At 72.9% G+C, this 15,482-nt stretch carries 15 protein-coding genes; 9 read left to right on the forward strand and 6 right to left on the reverse strand.

Annotated features, from left to right (window positions below; translation table 11 throughout):
- Positions 1-3: 3 nt before the first annotated feature.
- From OG897_RS37605 to OG897_RS37620, 4 genes are all read right to left on the reverse strand, one after another.
- Positions 4-2,415, reverse strand: coding sequence for a right-handed parallel beta-helix repeat-containing protein (locus OG897_RS37605; protein ID WP_266664373.1), 2,412 nt, complete (start codon positions 2,413-2,415; stop codon positions 4-6).
- A gap of 102 nt (positions 2,416-2,517) precedes the next feature.
- Positions 2,518-3,189 (reverse strand): hypothetical protein, encoded by a 672-nt coding sequence (locus OG897_RS37610; protein ID WP_266664375.1) that lies wholly within the window; start codon positions 3,187-3,189, stop codon positions 2,518-2,520.
- 95 nt (positions 3,190-3,284) lie between these two features.
- Positions 3,285-4,121 (reverse strand): MOSC domain-containing protein, encoded by an 837-nt coding sequence (locus tag OG897_RS37615; RefSeq protein ID WP_266664377.1) that lies wholly within the window; start codon positions 4,119-4,121, stop codon positions 3,285-3,287.
- Positions 4,122-4,233: 112 nt separating this feature from the next.
- A complete protein-coding gene (locus OG897_RS37620) occupies positions 4,234-4,824 on the reverse strand; it encodes a DUF6643 family protein (protein ID WP_266664379.1) in 591 nt (196 codons plus the stop codon).
- Positions 4,825-5,100: 276 nt separating this feature from the next.
- On the opposite strand from OG897_RS37620, the gene OG897_RS37625 reads away from it, so the two are divergent.
- From OG897_RS37625 to OG897_RS37655, 7 genes are all read left to right on the forward strand, one after another.
- Complete coding sequence (locus OG897_RS37625) at positions 5,101-5,337, forward strand: hypothetical protein (protein WP_266664381.1); 237 nt, start codon at positions 5,101-5,103, stop codon at positions 5,335-5,337.
- Between the two features lie 160 nt (positions 5,338-5,497).
- Entirely contained in the window at positions 5,498-6,586 is a 1,089-nt protein-coding gene (locus OG897_RS37630) for an AAA family ATPase (RefSeq protein WP_266664382.1), read from the forward strand.
- Positions 6,583-7,890, forward strand: a complete 1,308-nt coding sequence (locus OG897_RS37635; protein ID WP_266664383.1) for a VWA-like domain-containing protein — start codon at positions 6,583-6,585, stop codon at positions 7,888-7,890. The genes OG897_RS37630 and OG897_RS37635 overlap by 4 nt, the downstream gene beginning before the upstream one ends.
- Complete coding sequence (locus OG897_RS37640) at positions 7,887-8,687, forward strand: hypothetical protein (protein ID WP_266664384.1); 801 nt, start codon at positions 7,887-7,889, stop codon at positions 8,685-8,687. Before OG897_RS37635 ends, OG897_RS37640 begins: the two co-directional genes overlap by 4 nt.
- A 363-nt stretch (positions 8,688-9,050) precedes the next feature.
- On the forward strand, positions 9,051-9,416 hold the full coding sequence (locus OG897_RS37645) for a hypothetical protein (RefSeq protein WP_266664386.1): 366 nt from the start codon (positions 9,051-9,053) through the stop codon (positions 9,414-9,416).
- Positions 9,320-9,925, forward strand: a complete 606-nt coding sequence (locus tag OG897_RS37650) for an MFS transporter (RefSeq protein ID WP_266664387.1) — start codon at positions 9,320-9,322, stop codon at positions 9,923-9,925. The genes OG897_RS37645 and OG897_RS37650 overlap by 97 nt, the downstream gene beginning before the upstream one ends.
- A gap of 163 nt (positions 9,926-10,088) precedes the next feature.
- Complete coding sequence (locus tag OG897_RS37655) at positions 10,089-11,498, forward strand: TerD family protein (protein WP_266664614.1); 1,410 nt, start codon at positions 10,089-10,091, stop codon at positions 11,496-11,498.
- Positions 11,499-11,516: 18 nt separating this feature from the next.
- Here OG897_RS37655 and OG897_RS37660 read toward each other — a convergent pair whose 3' ends face one another.
- Entirely contained in the window at positions 11,517-12,710 is a 1,194-nt protein-coding gene (locus tag OG897_RS37660; RefSeq protein ID WP_266664389.1) for a glycosyltransferase, read from the reverse strand.
- Positions 12,711-12,798: 88 nt separating this feature from the next.
- On the opposite strand from OG897_RS37660, the gene OG897_RS37665 reads away from it, so the two are divergent.
- Together OG897_RS37665 and OG897_RS37670 are read left to right on the forward strand one after the other, a co-directional pair.
- The gene (locus OG897_RS37665) at positions 12,799-13,626 is read left to right on the forward strand and encodes a glutamate racemase (protein WP_266664391.1); all 828 of its coding nucleotides are present in this window, start codon (positions 12,799-12,801) and stop codon (positions 13,624-13,626) included.
- Positions 13,604-14,179, forward strand: coding sequence for a hypothetical protein (locus OG897_RS37670; RefSeq protein ID WP_266664393.1), 576 nt, complete (start codon positions 13,604-13,606; stop codon positions 14,177-14,179). The genes OG897_RS37665 and OG897_RS37670 overlap by 23 nt, the downstream gene beginning before the upstream one ends.
- 87 nt (positions 14,180-14,266) lie before the next feature.
- On the opposite strand, the gene OG897_RS37675 is transcribed toward OG897_RS37670, so the two are convergent.
- The gene (locus OG897_RS37675; protein ID WP_266664395.1) at positions 14,267-15,328 is read right to left on the reverse strand and encodes an O-antigen ligase; all 1,062 of its coding nucleotides are present in this window, start codon (positions 15,326-15,328) and stop codon (positions 14,267-14,269) included.
- Positions 15,329-15,482 lie beyond the last annotated feature (154 nt).

A 15,482-nucleotide genomic window follows, 5' to 3' on the forward strand; every position in this document is an offset into this window, starting at 1 on the left:
CCGCTAAGGGAGTTCGGGAAGGTCGTCCGGGTAGAGCAGGGTCAGGTCGTCCGTGGACACCTCGGTGAACTGGGCGACCCGGCCCGCGTGCCGCTCCACCATCGACTCGAACGTCTGCCTGGCCGTACGGCCGTTGCCGAACGCCGGACCCTTGGGCAGTGCCGTGAAGTACTTCAGGAGGGCCTCCGGCGTGCCCGTCCCGAGCCGGTACTCGTGGTCGTCCGCCTGCTGCTCGACGATCCTGAGCAGCTCGTCCGGTTCGTAGTCGGAGAAAGTGATGGTCCGTGAGAAACGGGACGCCACGCCGGGGTTGACGGTCAGGAAGCGCTCCATCTCCGCCGTGTAGCCCGCGACGATCACCACGACCGCCTCCCGGTGGTCCTCCATCAGCTTCACCAGCGTGTCGATGGCCTCCTTGCCGAAGTCCCGGCCGGAGTCCTCGGGCGAGAGCGCGTACGCCTCGTCGATGAACAGCACCCCGCCGCGCGCCCTGTCGAACGCCTCCTGGGTGCGGATCGCCGTCGACCCGATGTGCTCGCCGACGAGGTCCACCCGGGACACCTCGACGAGATGGCCGCGCTCCAGGACGCCCAGCGACGCCAGGATCTCCCCGTACAGCCGGGCCACGGTCGTCTTGCCCGTGCCGGGGGAGCCGGTGAAGACCAGATGGCGGCGGACGGACGCCGCCTTCAGCCCGGCCTCCTGGCGACGGCGGCCGACCTCGATCATGTCGGTGAGGGCGCGCACCTCGCGCTTCACGCTCTCCAGGCCGACCAGCGCGTCGAGTTCGCCGAGGACGTCCTGCGAGGAACGGGCGGCGTCGGCCCGCGCGGGAGGGGCGACGGCGGTCGTGGGCCGCTGCGCCGGGATGGTGGACAGCAGCCCGGGGGACTGGGTGGCGGTGAGCACGGCGGGCGGTGGTTCGGACGCGGCGGCGGCCGCCTTCACGCCGCTCTCGTCGCTGGTGCAGTCCTCGACCAGGGGCCCGTCCTCGGCGAACTCGTAACCGCCGCGCGCGCACCGCTCGGTGCGGCAGCGGGTCATCGTCGTACGGCAGCCGTCCATGACGTGGAAGCCGTAGCCGCTGCTGCCCGCGACGCGGCAGTCGTGGAAGGTGCCACGGCCTTCCGCCGACACGTAGAAGCCGGACTCGGCGGGGGAGTTGACCGTGGTCCGCTCTATCCGGGGGTCCGCGCCCTTGGTGACGATGACGCCCGTCTGCACGGAGTCGATGGTGCAGCCCGCGAGGGTGCCGCCGCTGCCGTGGTCGCGGAACCAGGCACCCGTGGACGCCTCCCTGATCCGGCAGTCGTCGAGCTGGGCGATCGCGCCGTCGCTCACCGACACGGCCGTGTTGCGCACCTGGGAGAGGTCGCTGTCGACGATGTCGGCGCGCGAGCCCCGGTCCAGTACGAACACCGCGTCCGGCACGTCGTGCACCCGGCAGGAGTCCAGGACGACAGTCGCCCCGTCGCTCACCCACACCGCCGGGTAGTCGCCCGTACTGTCGTGGATCTCGCACCCGTTGGCGTCGACCCGGGTGCCCGGGTCCCACACCGACAGACCGTTGCGGCCGAAGCGCCGCACCGTCGTGCGCGTCAGCGTCAGCACCGCGCGCCCGCGCAGGTCGATCGCGTTCTCCGGGATGTCGTGGATGTCGCAGTCGGAGAGCGTCAGCACCGCGTCCGTGTCGAGCGTCACGCCGTCCGCCGACGTGCGGTGCACCGCGCACTCCTTGAGGTGGCCCGCACCGCGCGAGGCGACCTGCACGCCCGTGCCCTTGACCTCGTAGATCTCGCAGCCGATCGCCTCGACCCCGGAACCCTCGCCGGTCACCGCGAGCCCCGAGCCCGACGTGTGATGGATGGAACACCGCTCAAGCCGGGGGTGCGCCCCGCCGCCGACCGAAACCCCCGCCTGCCCGGCCGCGACGACCTCGCACTCCTCGAACAGACCGCCAGCGCCGTCCAGTACGCCGATCCCGACACCGCCCGGATTGTCCACCGTGCACCGGCGCACCGTCGGCCGGGCGGCCCCCCGCACCTCGATGCCGACGGCGGAGCGCGTCACGATGCGCAGCCCCTCGAACTCCGGAGTGCCGTCCTCCACCAACAGCGCGGGCGCCGCCGAGTCCTGACCCTCCAGACTGAGGTCCTGTACGACGGCGGAGGCGCGCACCGTCAGCGCCACGCCGTCTATCGGGGCGATCCGCACCGACCCGGCCGCGCCCTCGGGCCCGCGCAGCGTCACGGCGCGCCGCAGCACGAGGTTCTCCCGGTACGTGCCGGGAGCGATGGTGAGGACGTCGCCGTCCCCCGCGGCCTCCAGGGCGGCGGCGAGGGAGTCGTACTCACCCGTGCGGCGCCGCCACCTGGAAGTGCCGGAGTGCGTCACCTGGACCGTGCCCTGTGCCATGGTGTTTGCGTGCCCCCACCTCGTACGTCCCGCTGCTCGCGCTGATCTCGCTGCACCACCGTAGCGCGCGGGGGAAGCGGCGGTTGACCGGTCGGCCCGCTGTCAGCCGCCCGCGCCCGTCCGGCCCCACTCGGGGCCGACCCTGGCCCACGCGCGGTCGAGCCGCGCGTACCGCCGTTGCATGAGCCGTCGTACGACCAGCAGCCTCGCGCAGTGGGCCACGGACGCCAGCACGGCGAACGCGCCGAAGCCCGACAGGGCGGCCTGGGCGGTCGCCGTCCTCGCGTCCACGGGGCGGTTGACGATCCGGCCCGCGTCGTCCGTCCACAGCGGGAAGGTGTCGCCCGGCTCGGCGGCCCTGAGCACCGTGGACGCCCGCCCGGTGTGCTTGCTGCCGTCGTGCGCCGTCCATCGCGCGAGCACCACGACCGGCCCCGCGTACCCGGCGCCCACTTCCGCGTCCCCGGTGGTGCGCGTCGCACGCACCGGCCGCAGCACCACACCCGTCGTCTCGTGCCGCTCCTCGTGCTGCTGGGCGACCTGGTGCTGGAGGGAGGCGTTCACCCGCAGCCCGACCGCCAGACCGGTGGCGGGCGAGGCGACGGCGATCAGTAGCAGGGCGGCCAGCGCCACCCACGCCTCGACGAGATCGGTGGTGCGGCGCAGCGAACTGTGCCGCCAGCGCCACACCCCCGACGCCGTCCGCCGTCCGCGGCCGGTCGCCGCCCGCTCCGATCCGGTCGAAGGCCCTTGCGGCCCGTCAGCTGCTCGCACCGTCCCGATCCCCTTCCGCGCCCGCTCAACGCGTCTGCCGCCTCAGCGAGTTCCCGGCCACGGGCCCGCTCATTCGGCAGAATCGGGTCGGAACTCTAGGCGCCCTCGACCGTCACACGGTCGCCGATCCGCAGTACTCCGCGCGACTCGGGGATCAGGGTCTGGCCGAATACCAGGCTGTTGCCGAACCTGCGGTGACTGGCCAGGGAGCGCAGCGGCTCCTTGCCGCGCTCGGCGGTCGTCTGGTCGGTGGTGGTGACGAGGCAGCGCCCGCACGGCTTCGCCACCCGGAACGACAGCGTGCCGACGGTGATCCGCTGCCAGCCGTCCTCGGCCCACGGGGCCGTCCCGTCCAGCACCACATTCGGCCGGAACCGGTTCATCGGAAGGGGGCCCTCGTCGGGCAGGTCGCCCTGTGCGATCAGGGAGTTGAGGGCGTCCAGCGACGCCAGCGTGGTCACCAGCAGCGGGAACCCGTCGGCGAAGCTGACGGTCTGGCCCGGCTCGGAGAAGTCCGGGTCGACGGGGCGGCGGACGGCCGGATCGTCCATGTGCACCAGGTGCGCCTCGGCTCCCAGGTACGCGCTCCACCACGCGTCGGGCCCGGAACCCGCGGGAACCGCCTCGTACTTGTCGCCGAACAGTGTCACCGGGACCGTGCGTACGGGATCGGGCACGGGCACGTCGAGAGGGGTGCGGCCCGGGGCGGACACCCGGACCCCGCCGCTGGGCAGCGGCTCCGACGACGCGAGCGCCAGCCGGGCCTCCTCGCGCTGGGTGAGGGCCTTGCCCGACGCGTCGGTCAGCATCCAGCGGCGGTCCCCGGCCGGTCCCCACGGTTCGACCGCCATCTCGCGGGGAGCCCAACCCCGCGTCGCCTTCACGGGATAGACGTGCAACGCGTGCACCGACGCGTGATCAGAGTTCGCCATGCGCTCATAGTGCCAGCAGGCTCGGACAGGTGTCCGAGCCTGCTGTGTGCCTCCGGTGCGCACCGCCGCCTCGCGGTGCGCGTGACCCAGCCGCCGCGTGGTGCCGTGTGACCTAGTAGCCCCCGCCGCCCTGCTGGTACTGGCGGTTGTACGGGTCCTCGTACGGAGCGGCCGCCTGCGCGGGGCGCGGGGCCACCGGACGCATCGCCTCGTAGCCCGAGGGCGCGACCGGGCGCTGCGGCTGTTGCTGCTGCGCCTGCTGGGCCTGCTGCATCTGCGGCGCGACGGGGCGCTGCGGCTGCGGACGCTGCATCTGTGGCTGCTGCTGCGCACCCGGGTAGCCGCGCGGGGGGCCCGCCTGCTGCGGGATGTACGGCGCCGGCGCGTTCTGCAACTGCGGCATCGGGGCCTGCTGGAGGTGCGGCGCCTGCTGGTACGGAGCCGGAGCCTGCTGCTGCGCGGGCTGGGGGTAGCCGTACGAGGGCTGCGGGTGGGAGGGGGCGGCCGGCAGCGCGGGAAGCCCCGACGACAGAGCCGGCAGGGCCGGCAGATAGCTGTTGCCAGTGTCGTACATGGCGGGCACCCGGATCGGGGCAATCTGGGGCGTACCGCGCTCCGCGACGAGGGAGTCGTAGATCGGGGTGTCCGCGAAGGAGGGGGCGGAGTAGTAGCCGCCGCCATAGGTGGAGCGGGGGGAGGTCATGGCACATAAGTTAAGCCCAAGATGTTCGGGTTGGGGAGTCCTAATCTTGGGGTCATCCGTTTTAAGCCGGTTTTGCCCGCCTGACCTGCTAAAACACCGTCAATGTCGTCTTCTGGCGGGGAGATGGGGCCGCGAAGCCCCCCTGCTTCACGGCAGGTGAGGGGATTGCTACCAAGGGCAACGAGCGTGCTGTGCTCGTCAGTTGAGCCTTCCCTGCTCAGAGCCGTTTTGTCATCTTTGGTTGACAGGTGAATTCGGTCAACCTAGGATGACGGCATGGAGATCGATCAGCTCGTGGTTCTGGCGCAGGCGGCCAAGGGTGTCGACCCCGTGGCGGGGCTCAGCGCCACCGTCGAGGTTCGGCGCGAGATGGAGCGGCTGGAGGCGGTGCTGGTGCGGCGCGCTCGTACGCAGGGGCGCACGTGGGCCGACATCGCCGCCGCCCTGGGAATCAGCAAGCAGGCCGTGCACAAGAAGTACGGCGGCCGAGGGCTGTTCCGCAACCAGGACTAGCCGGTCCCGCGAGGGCCCCGCGACGGGGACCGGTCCGTTCCGCGATGAGATGCAGGCCGCGCGCTCGCGCCTCGGCCCGATGAGAGCTGCCCCGGTCCGGGCCTACGAGCTGAACATTTCTGGGCAAACGTTCCCGCTGTAAAGGAATGCGGTGTACCTCATGGGCGCACAGTCCGTCACACAGCAAGCGGTCGCCGTCGCCGTGGCCGCCAACCTGCCCGTCATCCTCTGGGGAGCGCCGGGCACCGGAAAGACCTCGGCGGTGGTCGCGCTGGGAGAGAGCCTCGGCCTGCCCGTCGAAGTCGTCGTCGGGTCCATCCGGGAACCGAGCGACTTCTCCGGTCTCCCCGTGCTCCGCGACGGCGGCACCTGGTTCGCCCCGCCGCGCTGGGCGGAACGGCTCGCGCGGTCCGGGACCGGGATGCTGTTCCTCGACGAGCTGACCACCGCACCGCCCGCCGTCCAGGCCGCCATGCTGCGCGTCGTCCTGGAACGGACCGTCGGCGATCTGGTGCTGCCTCCCGGCATCCGTATCGTCGCCGCCGCCAACCCGCCCGAGCAGGCCGCCGACGGCTGGGACCTGTCGGCACCGCTGGCCAACCGGCTCATCCACCTCGACTGGCAGGTCTCGGCCGCCGACATCGCCGAGGGTCTGGCCAGCGGGTTCACCGTGCCCGAGCTCGCACACGGCGAAGCGCCCACCCTCGCGGAGCTCACCACGTCCCGCGCCATGGTCGGCGCGTTCCTGCGGGTACGACCCGAACTGGTGCTCGCCGTGCCGGACAGCCCGGACCGCGCGGGACGCGGCTGGCCCAGCCCCCGCAGCTGGGAGCTGGCGGCCCGCGCGCTGGGCGCCTGCACGCACAGCGGCGCCGACGAGGCCGTGGTCGCCGAACTGGTGCTGGGCGCCGTGGGTGAGGCCGCCGGGTTCGAACTGCTCTCCTGGGTGCGCAACCTCGACCTGCCCGACCCGGTGCAGTTGCTCAACGACCCGCACGCCAGGCTGCCCGACCGCGTCGACCGGCTGCACGCCCTCCTCGGCGCGCTCGTCGCGCACGTCGTCGCCGAGTCGGGCGCGCCCGTCTGGGAGCAGTCCTGGACCGTGGTCGCCCGCGTCGCCCGCAGCTCGCCCGACGTCGCGGCCAGCGCCGCCCGGGCGTTGGCCAGGCACCGTCCCGCCGGTGCGAAGCTGCCGAGCACCATGCTGGAGCTGGCACCGGTCCTGCGTGCGGCGGGGCTGTTGACATGACGGCCCTCCCCGACGGGCAGGCGGGGCAGCGCGAACGGGTTCTGGCGCAGTTCGCGGCGGCCCGGCTCTGGGCCGCGCACCGGGCGCCCTATCTGGCCTCCGCGGTGTTCGCGCTCAACCCGGTGGTCATCGAGGCGGCCGTCGACGACAGCACCGGGATCCCGGTGCCCGACCCGGAGTTCCGTGCCTTCCCCGCCGACACCCGGTGGAACGTCCACCTCGAAACCGGCACGGCGCTGGCCACCCCCGTGCCGGAGATCGGCTGGTGGCTGCTGCACCACGTGGGCCACCTCGTCCGTCGGCACGCGAGCCGTTCCCCGGTGAATCCGGAGAACGACGGCGGGACGCACGCCGCCGGGCTCGCCGGGGACGCGCTGGCGCACCGCTGGAACCAGGCGGCCGACGCCGAGATCAACGACGACCTGGAGGCCGAGGACCTGCCGGTACCGGAAGGGGTCATCTCCCCGAAGGCGCTGGGACTTCCCGATAACCGGATGGCTGAAGAGTACGTGCCGATGCTCGACGTGCTGGCCGATGCCATGGCGCGGGGCGGCAAAGCCCTGTCCGAGGCCGTCGACTGCGGCAGCGCCGCGGACGGACGCCCCCGGGAGTACGAGGAATCCGGCGGCGGGGGACTGTCCGAGCTCGACAAGGAACTGCTGGAACGCTCCCTCGCCGTCGGCATCCAGGACCGGATCAGTGCCCGCAGTGAGGTGCCCTCCGGCTGGCAGCGCTGGGCAGGGGAACGCCTGGCGCCCCAGGTGAACTGGCGGGCGAGGCTCGGCTCGCTGATCCGCCGCGGCCTGTCCGTGGTGGGCGGCAACACCGACTTCAGCTACCGCAGGCCGTCGCGCCGCGCGGGGGCGTACACCGATGTCGTGCCGCCCGCGCTGGTCTCCCCGGTCCCTGACACCGTGCTCGTCATCGACACCTCGGGCTCGGTCACCAACGCCGTGCTCGACCGCCTCCTCGCCGAGGTCACCGCCATCATCACCGGGGTCGCCGGACCGAACCGGCGGCTGCGCGCCCTGTGCTGCGACATGCACCCGCAGCCGGTCCAGGTCGTACGCCGGGCCGAGGACTTCGAGCTCGTCGGCGGCGGTGGCACGGACATGCGCGCCGGGGTCGAGGCCGCCGCGAACCTGCGTCCCCGCCCCGACCTCGTCGTGGTGCTCACCGACGGCCGGACCCCCTGGCCGGAGCACCGCCCCCGACCGCACGTCGTCGTCTGCCTCATCGGCGAGGACGGCCACGCACCCGACTGGGCCGCCGTCGCCCGCATTCCGCAGGAGGGACCTTCATGACCGTGGCATTCAAGGACGACGAGGAACCCGACGAGGAACCCGGCAAGGCACGCCGCCGCCCCGAGCCGGAGTACGCGCCCGCCCCGGAGCCGTTGCCGCAGTGGCCGGAGCACGGGTTCACCCTGTCCGAGGCACGCAGCTGGATCGACGAGGGCTTCGCCGTCGCCGAGGCCGTGCGCTGGCGCACGTCCGGCGTCTACACCCCCGACACGGCGCGACAATGGCGCACCGTGGGCGCCACCCCGTACACCGTCAACACCTGGCTCAGCGCGGGAATGACCCCGCGCGACGCGGTCCGCTGGCGCGAACTCGGCTACACCGCCCAGGAAGCCACCGAACGGCACCTGGCGGGGGAGAACCCCACTCCGCGCAGCTGGCTGCACCGGCTGTTCCACCCACGCCGTGACACCGCGAGGGACAACCTCGGCGGGGAACGGGCCGATGCCATGAAGGTCCTGCTGCACCACGGCATCCCGGCCGCGGTCGCCAGGGGCTTCGTCGACTCGGACTGGAGCGGCGGGGACGCGCTGCCCTGGGCCCGGCGCGGGATCGACCCCGGCGAGGCCCGTGTCTTCCTCGCCCTGGGCTTCGAGGTGGGCGAGGCGCAGAAGGTGCTCGCCGACGGCGAGTCCGCCATCGAGCTGATGGCCACCTGGTGGCGCGCGGGCATTCCCGTCGACGAGGTCGCGCCCTGGCGCGCGGCGAGGTTCACCGCCCGGGAGGCGGTCGAGATGCGAGCGGAGGGCACCGACGTCGAACAGGCGAAGGTACTGCGCGCTCTCGGCGGCGGCGCGTAGTCCTGACGAGGAGGAGTGCGACCGTGGAGAGCGACGCGGACGGGCTCGACCTCAAGCCCGTGGACTGCTACTCCCTCACGTACCCCTTCGAGGAATCGGCGCTGGCCGATCTCGCGTACTTCTTAGCCGACCAGAACCTCGCGCCCTACATGCTCAACGCGGTCGAGTGGCACGACCGGTTGAGCGCACTGGTCACCCAGTGGCGGGCGGCCTGGGACCACCGGTCGGCTGCTGCGCAGGCTGTCCCCGCCCGCCAAGCCCGAGCAACTGGCCCGGGACTGGCGGGAGGGGCCGGACGACCTGCGGCAACGCCTCGACACACTCACCGAACAGCGGTTCCTCTTCGCGGAGAACGGCCGGGTGATGAGCCTGGTGCTGGTCGGAGGCACCGCGATGACGCTCGCGACCACCTCGATGTTTCCCCTGGTCGTCGAGGGGAACGGCGGGTCGGCCGTCGAACCGCTGCGTGCCCGGCGGGAGGAACTCCGGGCCGCGCTGCACGAACGCGGCGCGCTGCTGCGCGGCTTCGACGTCGAAGGCGCCGACGGCTTCACGGACATCGTCCGGACGCTCTCCGGCGAGCCGCTGCCGTACACCGAGCGATGCTGCACACCACCGGGTCCGCGGCGCAGATGGGACTACTCACGGCCGTCGCCGGCGTCACCTCGCTGCTCACCGGTCTGGTCGCCGGTTCCTGGGCCGACCGCTTCGACCGGCGGCGCCTACTGATGGTGTGTGACGCCGCCCGGTTGGTGCTGTACGGCGCGATCCCGGTCTGCTGGGCCCTGAGCCCGCAGATCTGGCTGCTGTACGTGGTCATGGCGCTGGCCTCGGTCTTCGAGATGCTCTTCAAGATCACGTATGTCACCGCCGTGGTGAACCTCGTCGACAAGGACCAGATCGTCGCGGCCAACGGCCGACTGGAGTCGACGAACGCGATCGCGTACATCGCAGGCCCGGCCCTGGCCGGTGTGGTGGCCGGGCTCTTCGGGCCGACGGCCGCCGTCGCCATCAACGCGGGCAGCTTCGGGATCTCCCTGGTGGGCCTGGTGTTCACCAGGTTCAGGCCGCCCCCGGCCGGCCCACGACGTTCTGGAGGGAGACCACCCCACCCTGTTCGAGCCGCCGTACGTCACCGAACTCGCCCACCTGATCGACCGGACGACGCGGTAGCGCACCGGGCGCGGGCGGGCGGTCCGTCCCTCATGGCGATGGAGCGGTGCTTTCCCTCCGGCTGAGGGTTCCCCCGCAGAGGTCCTCTGCGATTCCATGGGGGAGTCAGGTAAGAGGGTTGTTCTGCGTGTTGTCTGTGGCCCTGGGGCACTCATCAGAGCGAACTTGGGAAAATCGGTCATCTTGTAGCGTTCGGATCGTGTAGGGAACGGTCTCTTTCGACTCGTGATGGGGGCGAGCATGTCCATGCTTAAGGGAACCAACGTGCCGGTGTCGGCACAGTCCGTGCGCGTCGAAGTGGGCCGCAGGTCCGGGCCGGGGGTGCCGGACGTCGACGCGTCCGCGCTGCTGCTCACCGGGGGCCGGGTCCGCTCCGACGCCGACTTCGTCTTCTACAACCAGCCCGCCCACGCCTCGGGAGGGGTCCGCTACGACGGCAAGCAGCCCGGCACGGGAGGCGTCGTCACGGACACCCTGTCGGTCGACTTCGCGCGCGTGGAGGGCGTCGTCGAGACCGTGGTGCTCGCCGCCTCCGCCGACGGCGGCAGCTTCGGGCAGGTGCCGGGTCTGTACGTCCGCGTGCTCGACGCGGCGAGCGGCGCGGAGATCGCCCGCTTCGACAGCCAGGACGCCACCGTCGAGACGGCGTTCGTGCTCGGCGAGCTCTACCGGAGGCAGGGCGCCTGGAAGTTCCGGGCCGTCGGCCAGGGGTACAGCAGCGGTCTGGCGGGCCTCGCGACGGACTACGGCATCACGGTCGACGAACCGCAGCAGGCGGCCCCCGCGCCCGCCCCTACGGCCCCGGCCCCGGCCGCTCCCGCGTGGCCCACGCCGTCCACGCCCGCCTCCGCCCCGCAGGCCCCCGTCTGGCCGACCGCTCCCGGGTCCACGCCGCCGCCCGCACCGATGCCCTCGGCGCCGACGATGCCGTCCGCCCCGGTGCCGTCCCACGCGACGCCGCCGCCCGCGCCGCAGGCCCCGGCCGCGTCCGCCGCCCCCGTACGGCTGACGAAGGTCACGCTCACCAAGGCATCGCCGACCGTCTCCCTCGCCAAGCAGGGCGGTACCGGCGGCGCGATGCGCGTCAACCTCAACTGGGAGTCCCGCAAGCAGTTCAAGGGCTGGGGCAGCAAGCTCGGCCGGGCGATGGCCCAGCACTCCGACCTCGACCTGGACCTGTGCGCCCTGTACGAACTGACCGACGGCCGCAAGGGCGTCGTGCAGGCGCTGGGCAACGCGTTCGGCTCGCTCAACCAGCCGCCGTACATCCACCTCGACGGCGACGACCGCACCGGAGCGGTCTCCTCCGGCGAGAACCTCACCGTCAACCTCGACCACAAGGCCAAACTGCGCCGCGTCCTCATCTTCGTGACCATCTACGAGGGCGCCCGCTCCTTCGCCGACCTGCACGCCACCGTGACGCTCACCCCGCAGAACGGCGCACCCATCGACTTCTCGCTCGACGAGTGCACCGTCCCCTCGACCGTCGCCGCCCTCGCCCTGATCAGTTACGAGAACGGCGACCTGACCGTCCGCCGGGAGGCCCAGTACCTGGTGCCGCAGCGCGGGGTCAGCCCGCAGCGCACCGTCGACCAGGCGTACGGGTGGGGCATGAACTGGACGCCCGGCCGCAAGTAGGCGCGTCCCTCGCGGGTTTCACCGGTCCGGCGCGGCCTCGGGACGGGCGTACGTACGCCCCTTCCAGGCCGCGCCCCGGCCCCGGTGGTGCTGCACCGCCGAGTCGACCGTCATCAGCGTGTACAGCAGCGCCGTGAACGGCAGCAGCGGTGCCAGGGCGAGCGACTGCCGGTAGTAGCGCAGCATCGGGACGTACGTTCCCGTCATCACCGCCCACGCCCCCAGGCCCACCCACCCGGCCGCCGCGTCGTCCGTCAGCAGGCCGGTGGCCAGGGCGTACGGGGGCGCGAGATACACCAGCCCCAGCCCCAGCACCGTCCCGAGCAGCAGCAGCGGGTTGTGCCGGAGCTGGGAGTACGCGCTCCGCGACACCATCCGCCACAGATCCCCCAGACCCGGGTACGGGCGCACGCTGTCCACCCGCTCGGCGAGCCCCAGCCAGATCCGGCCGCCGCACCGCCGGACCGCCCGCGCCAGCGACACGTCGTCGATCACCGCGCCCCGGATGGATTCGGGCACCTGTGCCCGTACGGCGGTCTCGGCGCGCAGCAGTACGCACCCGCCCGCGGCGGCGGCCGTGCGCCCCCTGTCGCGGTTGATCCACCGGAACGGATAGAGCTGAGCGAAGAAGTACACGAAGGCCGGGACGATCAGCCGCTCCCACGGGGTCCGCACCCGCAGCCGCGCCATCTGCGACACCATGTCGAACCCGCCCGTCCCGTCCTCGCCCGGCAGGGCGGAGGCGACCAACTCCCGCAGGCTGTCCGGCTCGTGCGCGATGTCCGCGTCGGTGAGCAGCAGGTACTCCGGGCTGCTCTCCCGGGCCGCCTCCATCCCGTACCGCACCGCCCACAGCTTGCCGGTCCAGCCCGGCTCGGGCTCGCCGGGTGTGACGACGGTCAGCGGCAGCCCGCCGTACCGCCCGGCCAGCGAGCGGGCGAGCTTGCCGGTGCCGTCGCTGCTGCCGTCGTCGACCAGGATCACCTCGGCGCCGCCCGGATAGTCCTGGGTCAGGAGCGAGGGGAGGCTCTCGGGGAGCACCGCCGCCTCGTCGCGCGCGGGCACGACCACGGCGACGTACGGCCACCGCCCGTCGGCGGGGCGGGTGCGCGGCGGCAGGCGCTGGTCGGTGCGCCAGAACAAGCCCCGGCACAGCAGCAGCCACAGCCAGACGGTCAGTGATCCCACGGCGATCCACGCGACGACGCTCACCTGTCGCAGTCTGCCGCAGGAGCAGTGGCTTCCGGGGGCGCGCGGAGGGCTCGCCCGGAGATTCGGACCGGTCGTTTAAAGTGACCGGGTGAAGATCGCGCTGATGGATTCCGGTATCGGCCTGCTCGCGGCTGCCGCGGCGGTGCACCGCATGCGGCCGGACGCCGACCTCGTCGTCGCCTCCGACCCCGACGGAATGCCGTGGGGGCCGCGTACCCCCGACGACATCAGGGCGCACGCCCTCGCCGTCGCCAGAGCGGCCGCCGCCGAGGGGCCCGACGCGCTGATCATCGGCTGCAACACCGCGACCGTGCACGCGCTGCCAGCGATCCGCGCCGCCCTGGAACCCGAGATTCCGGTCATCGGCACCGTTCCCGCGATCAAGCCCGCCGCGGCCTCGGGCGGGCCCTTCGCGATCTGGGCCACTCCTGCCACCACCGGGAGCCCCTACCAGCGCGGGCTGATCCGCGACTTCGCCCAGGGCGTCGAGGTGACCGAGGTGCCGTGCCCCGGCCTGGCCGACGCCTTGGAGACCGCCGACGAGGAGGGGATCGACCGGGCGGTGGCGGCGGCAGCCGCTCTCACTCCGGCCGATGTAAGGACCGTTGTCCTGGGGTGCACCCATTACGAACTCGTCGCTGACCGGATTCGCGCGGCCCTCCAGCAGCCCGGCACCGACCGTCCGCTCACCCTGCTCGGGTCGGCGGAAGCGGTTGCCGCGCAGGCTCTTCGACGGGCCGGAATCGAGCCCGCGCCCGCCGCCGATCCGGCCTCCCACCTCACCGTTCTGCTCAGTGGCCGCCGCTCGGCCACACTCACCGCCCCGGCTCTCGCGTACACCGAAGGCCGTCTGCTGGCTGCCATGGCGGCGGAACGTGAGTACGCTGCTACGCATGAGGGACTTCCCCCGCGCTGACGACGCCGACGGCCTCCCGAGCGAGTCCGTCCCCACCACGACCACCTGGCACGGCCGTGCGACGAACCGCGCCCAGTGGCTGCTCTCGGCCTCCGGTGCGGCGTTCCTGGCCCTCGGAATCGAACTGGCCGTCGATTCTTCGTGGATGCACGGCATCGTCCCGCTGGTGATGTCGGTCGTCGGCTGTGTCGCCGTGGGCCTACTGGTGATCTTCGGGACGCTGGCCTTCGTGCATGTGGCGGTCAAGGTCGACGACCACGCGCTGGAGGTGCGGTGCGGGCACATCGGGCTGCCCCGGCGTCGCATTCCGCTGTCACACGTGGTGGGCGCGGAGTTCGACCCCCGGGTCACGCCTCGGCAGTGGGGCGGGTGGGGGTACCGGTGGCGGCCCGAGAAGGGGATGGCCGTGGTCGTCCGGCGGGGCGAGGCAGTGGTGATCCGGCTGGGGGACGGGCGGACCTTCACCGTCACGGTGGACGACGCGGCGGGGGCGGTCGACGCGATCCGCTCGCGACTGGGGCTCAACCCGGCGGGCACCGCGTCCGGCGCCTAGCGCCGGGTCCCGCCTCCGCACGCCTCAGCCCCCGCAGCCGCATGCCTCAGCCCGGAAGGGCAAACACCTCTTCAAGGGGCCCGGACCTTACCTCGGAGCGGCCACCCGGGCCGAGGCCAGCCCCGCCAGGAGTGCCGCCCCGGCCGTCACCGGCGTGAAGCTGAGCACGTTTCCGATGCTCGCCAGCGCCGCCAAGGCCGTCAGCGTGGCTCCCGCCGTCAGCACCACCTGCGTGGACCGGGGCGAGCGCCACAACCCGTACAGCAGCCACCCGAAGGCCGCCGCCAGCAGTGCCACCCCCACCACCCCCTGCTCCGCCGCCTGCTGCAACGGAGCCGAATGCGGCTTGCCGTCCGCGTTGACGGTCTGCCGCGAGATCTGGCTCAGGCCGCCGAAACGGTCCGGGCCCACCCCTCGCAACGGGTGCTCCTTCGCCAGGGCGAGAGCGTCCTGCCACAGCCCCACCCGGTTCGGCGTGAGCTGCCCCTCCAGGGACGAGGTCAGCCCGTCCGGGAGCGCGTCCTCCGCGACCGCCCACGACGCCCCCACCACCAGCACCGTCGCCACCGCCAGACCCACGAGCCCCAGCAGCCGCCGCCGCATCCGTACCGCCGCGAGCGAACACAGCAGCACCCCCAGCGACGCCACGAACCCGGCCACCGACCCCAGAGCCAGCGCCGCCCCCGCCACCCCGAGCGTCAGCAGCCTCAGCAGCACCGGTGCCACCTGCCCTCGCGCCTCCCCCGCCGCACAGGACGCCGCCCCGGCAGCCACCACCAGCAGCGCCGCCGCCGCACCCGTGTGCCCCGGCGCGGGCGACGCGATCGCCCCCGGCACGCCGTCGTCGGAGGCCAGCGCGAGTCCGAGCGCCGCCAGGGCCAGTCCGACGGCAGCCAGCACCGGCAGCAGCGAACCCAGGATGCGGCCGCCCGCGTACCCGGCGGCCACCGCGAGAACCGCCAGCAGCACGCCCTCGGGCCGCGCCTCCCGGCCCGCCGCGCACACCAGCGACCAGGCCGCGGCCCCGCCCAGCACCGCGACGCCGACGGTTTCGGTCAGGCCGCCGCGCTCCCGGGAGTCCGGTGCCAAGGCCCCGTCCCCGTCCCGGTTCTCCCCACTGTCCGCGTCCCGCTTGCCCAGCACGCTCATCCCGTCGTCCCCCGTACCTGTGACGGGCCCCGGCCGCGCACGGCAGGGACTGGCGCACACGCTAACGGGAGCGACACCTCTTTGTGGACGTATCGCACAGGATCGTGCAGGAACGATGCTTCCGGGGCAGCGCACGGGCCCTGCCAGGACCGCC

This window comes from Streptomyces sp. NBC_00237, from assembly GCF_026342435.1.
Taxonomy (GTDB): domain Bacteria; phylum Actinomycetota; class Actinomycetes; order Streptomycetales; family Streptomycetaceae; genus Streptomyces.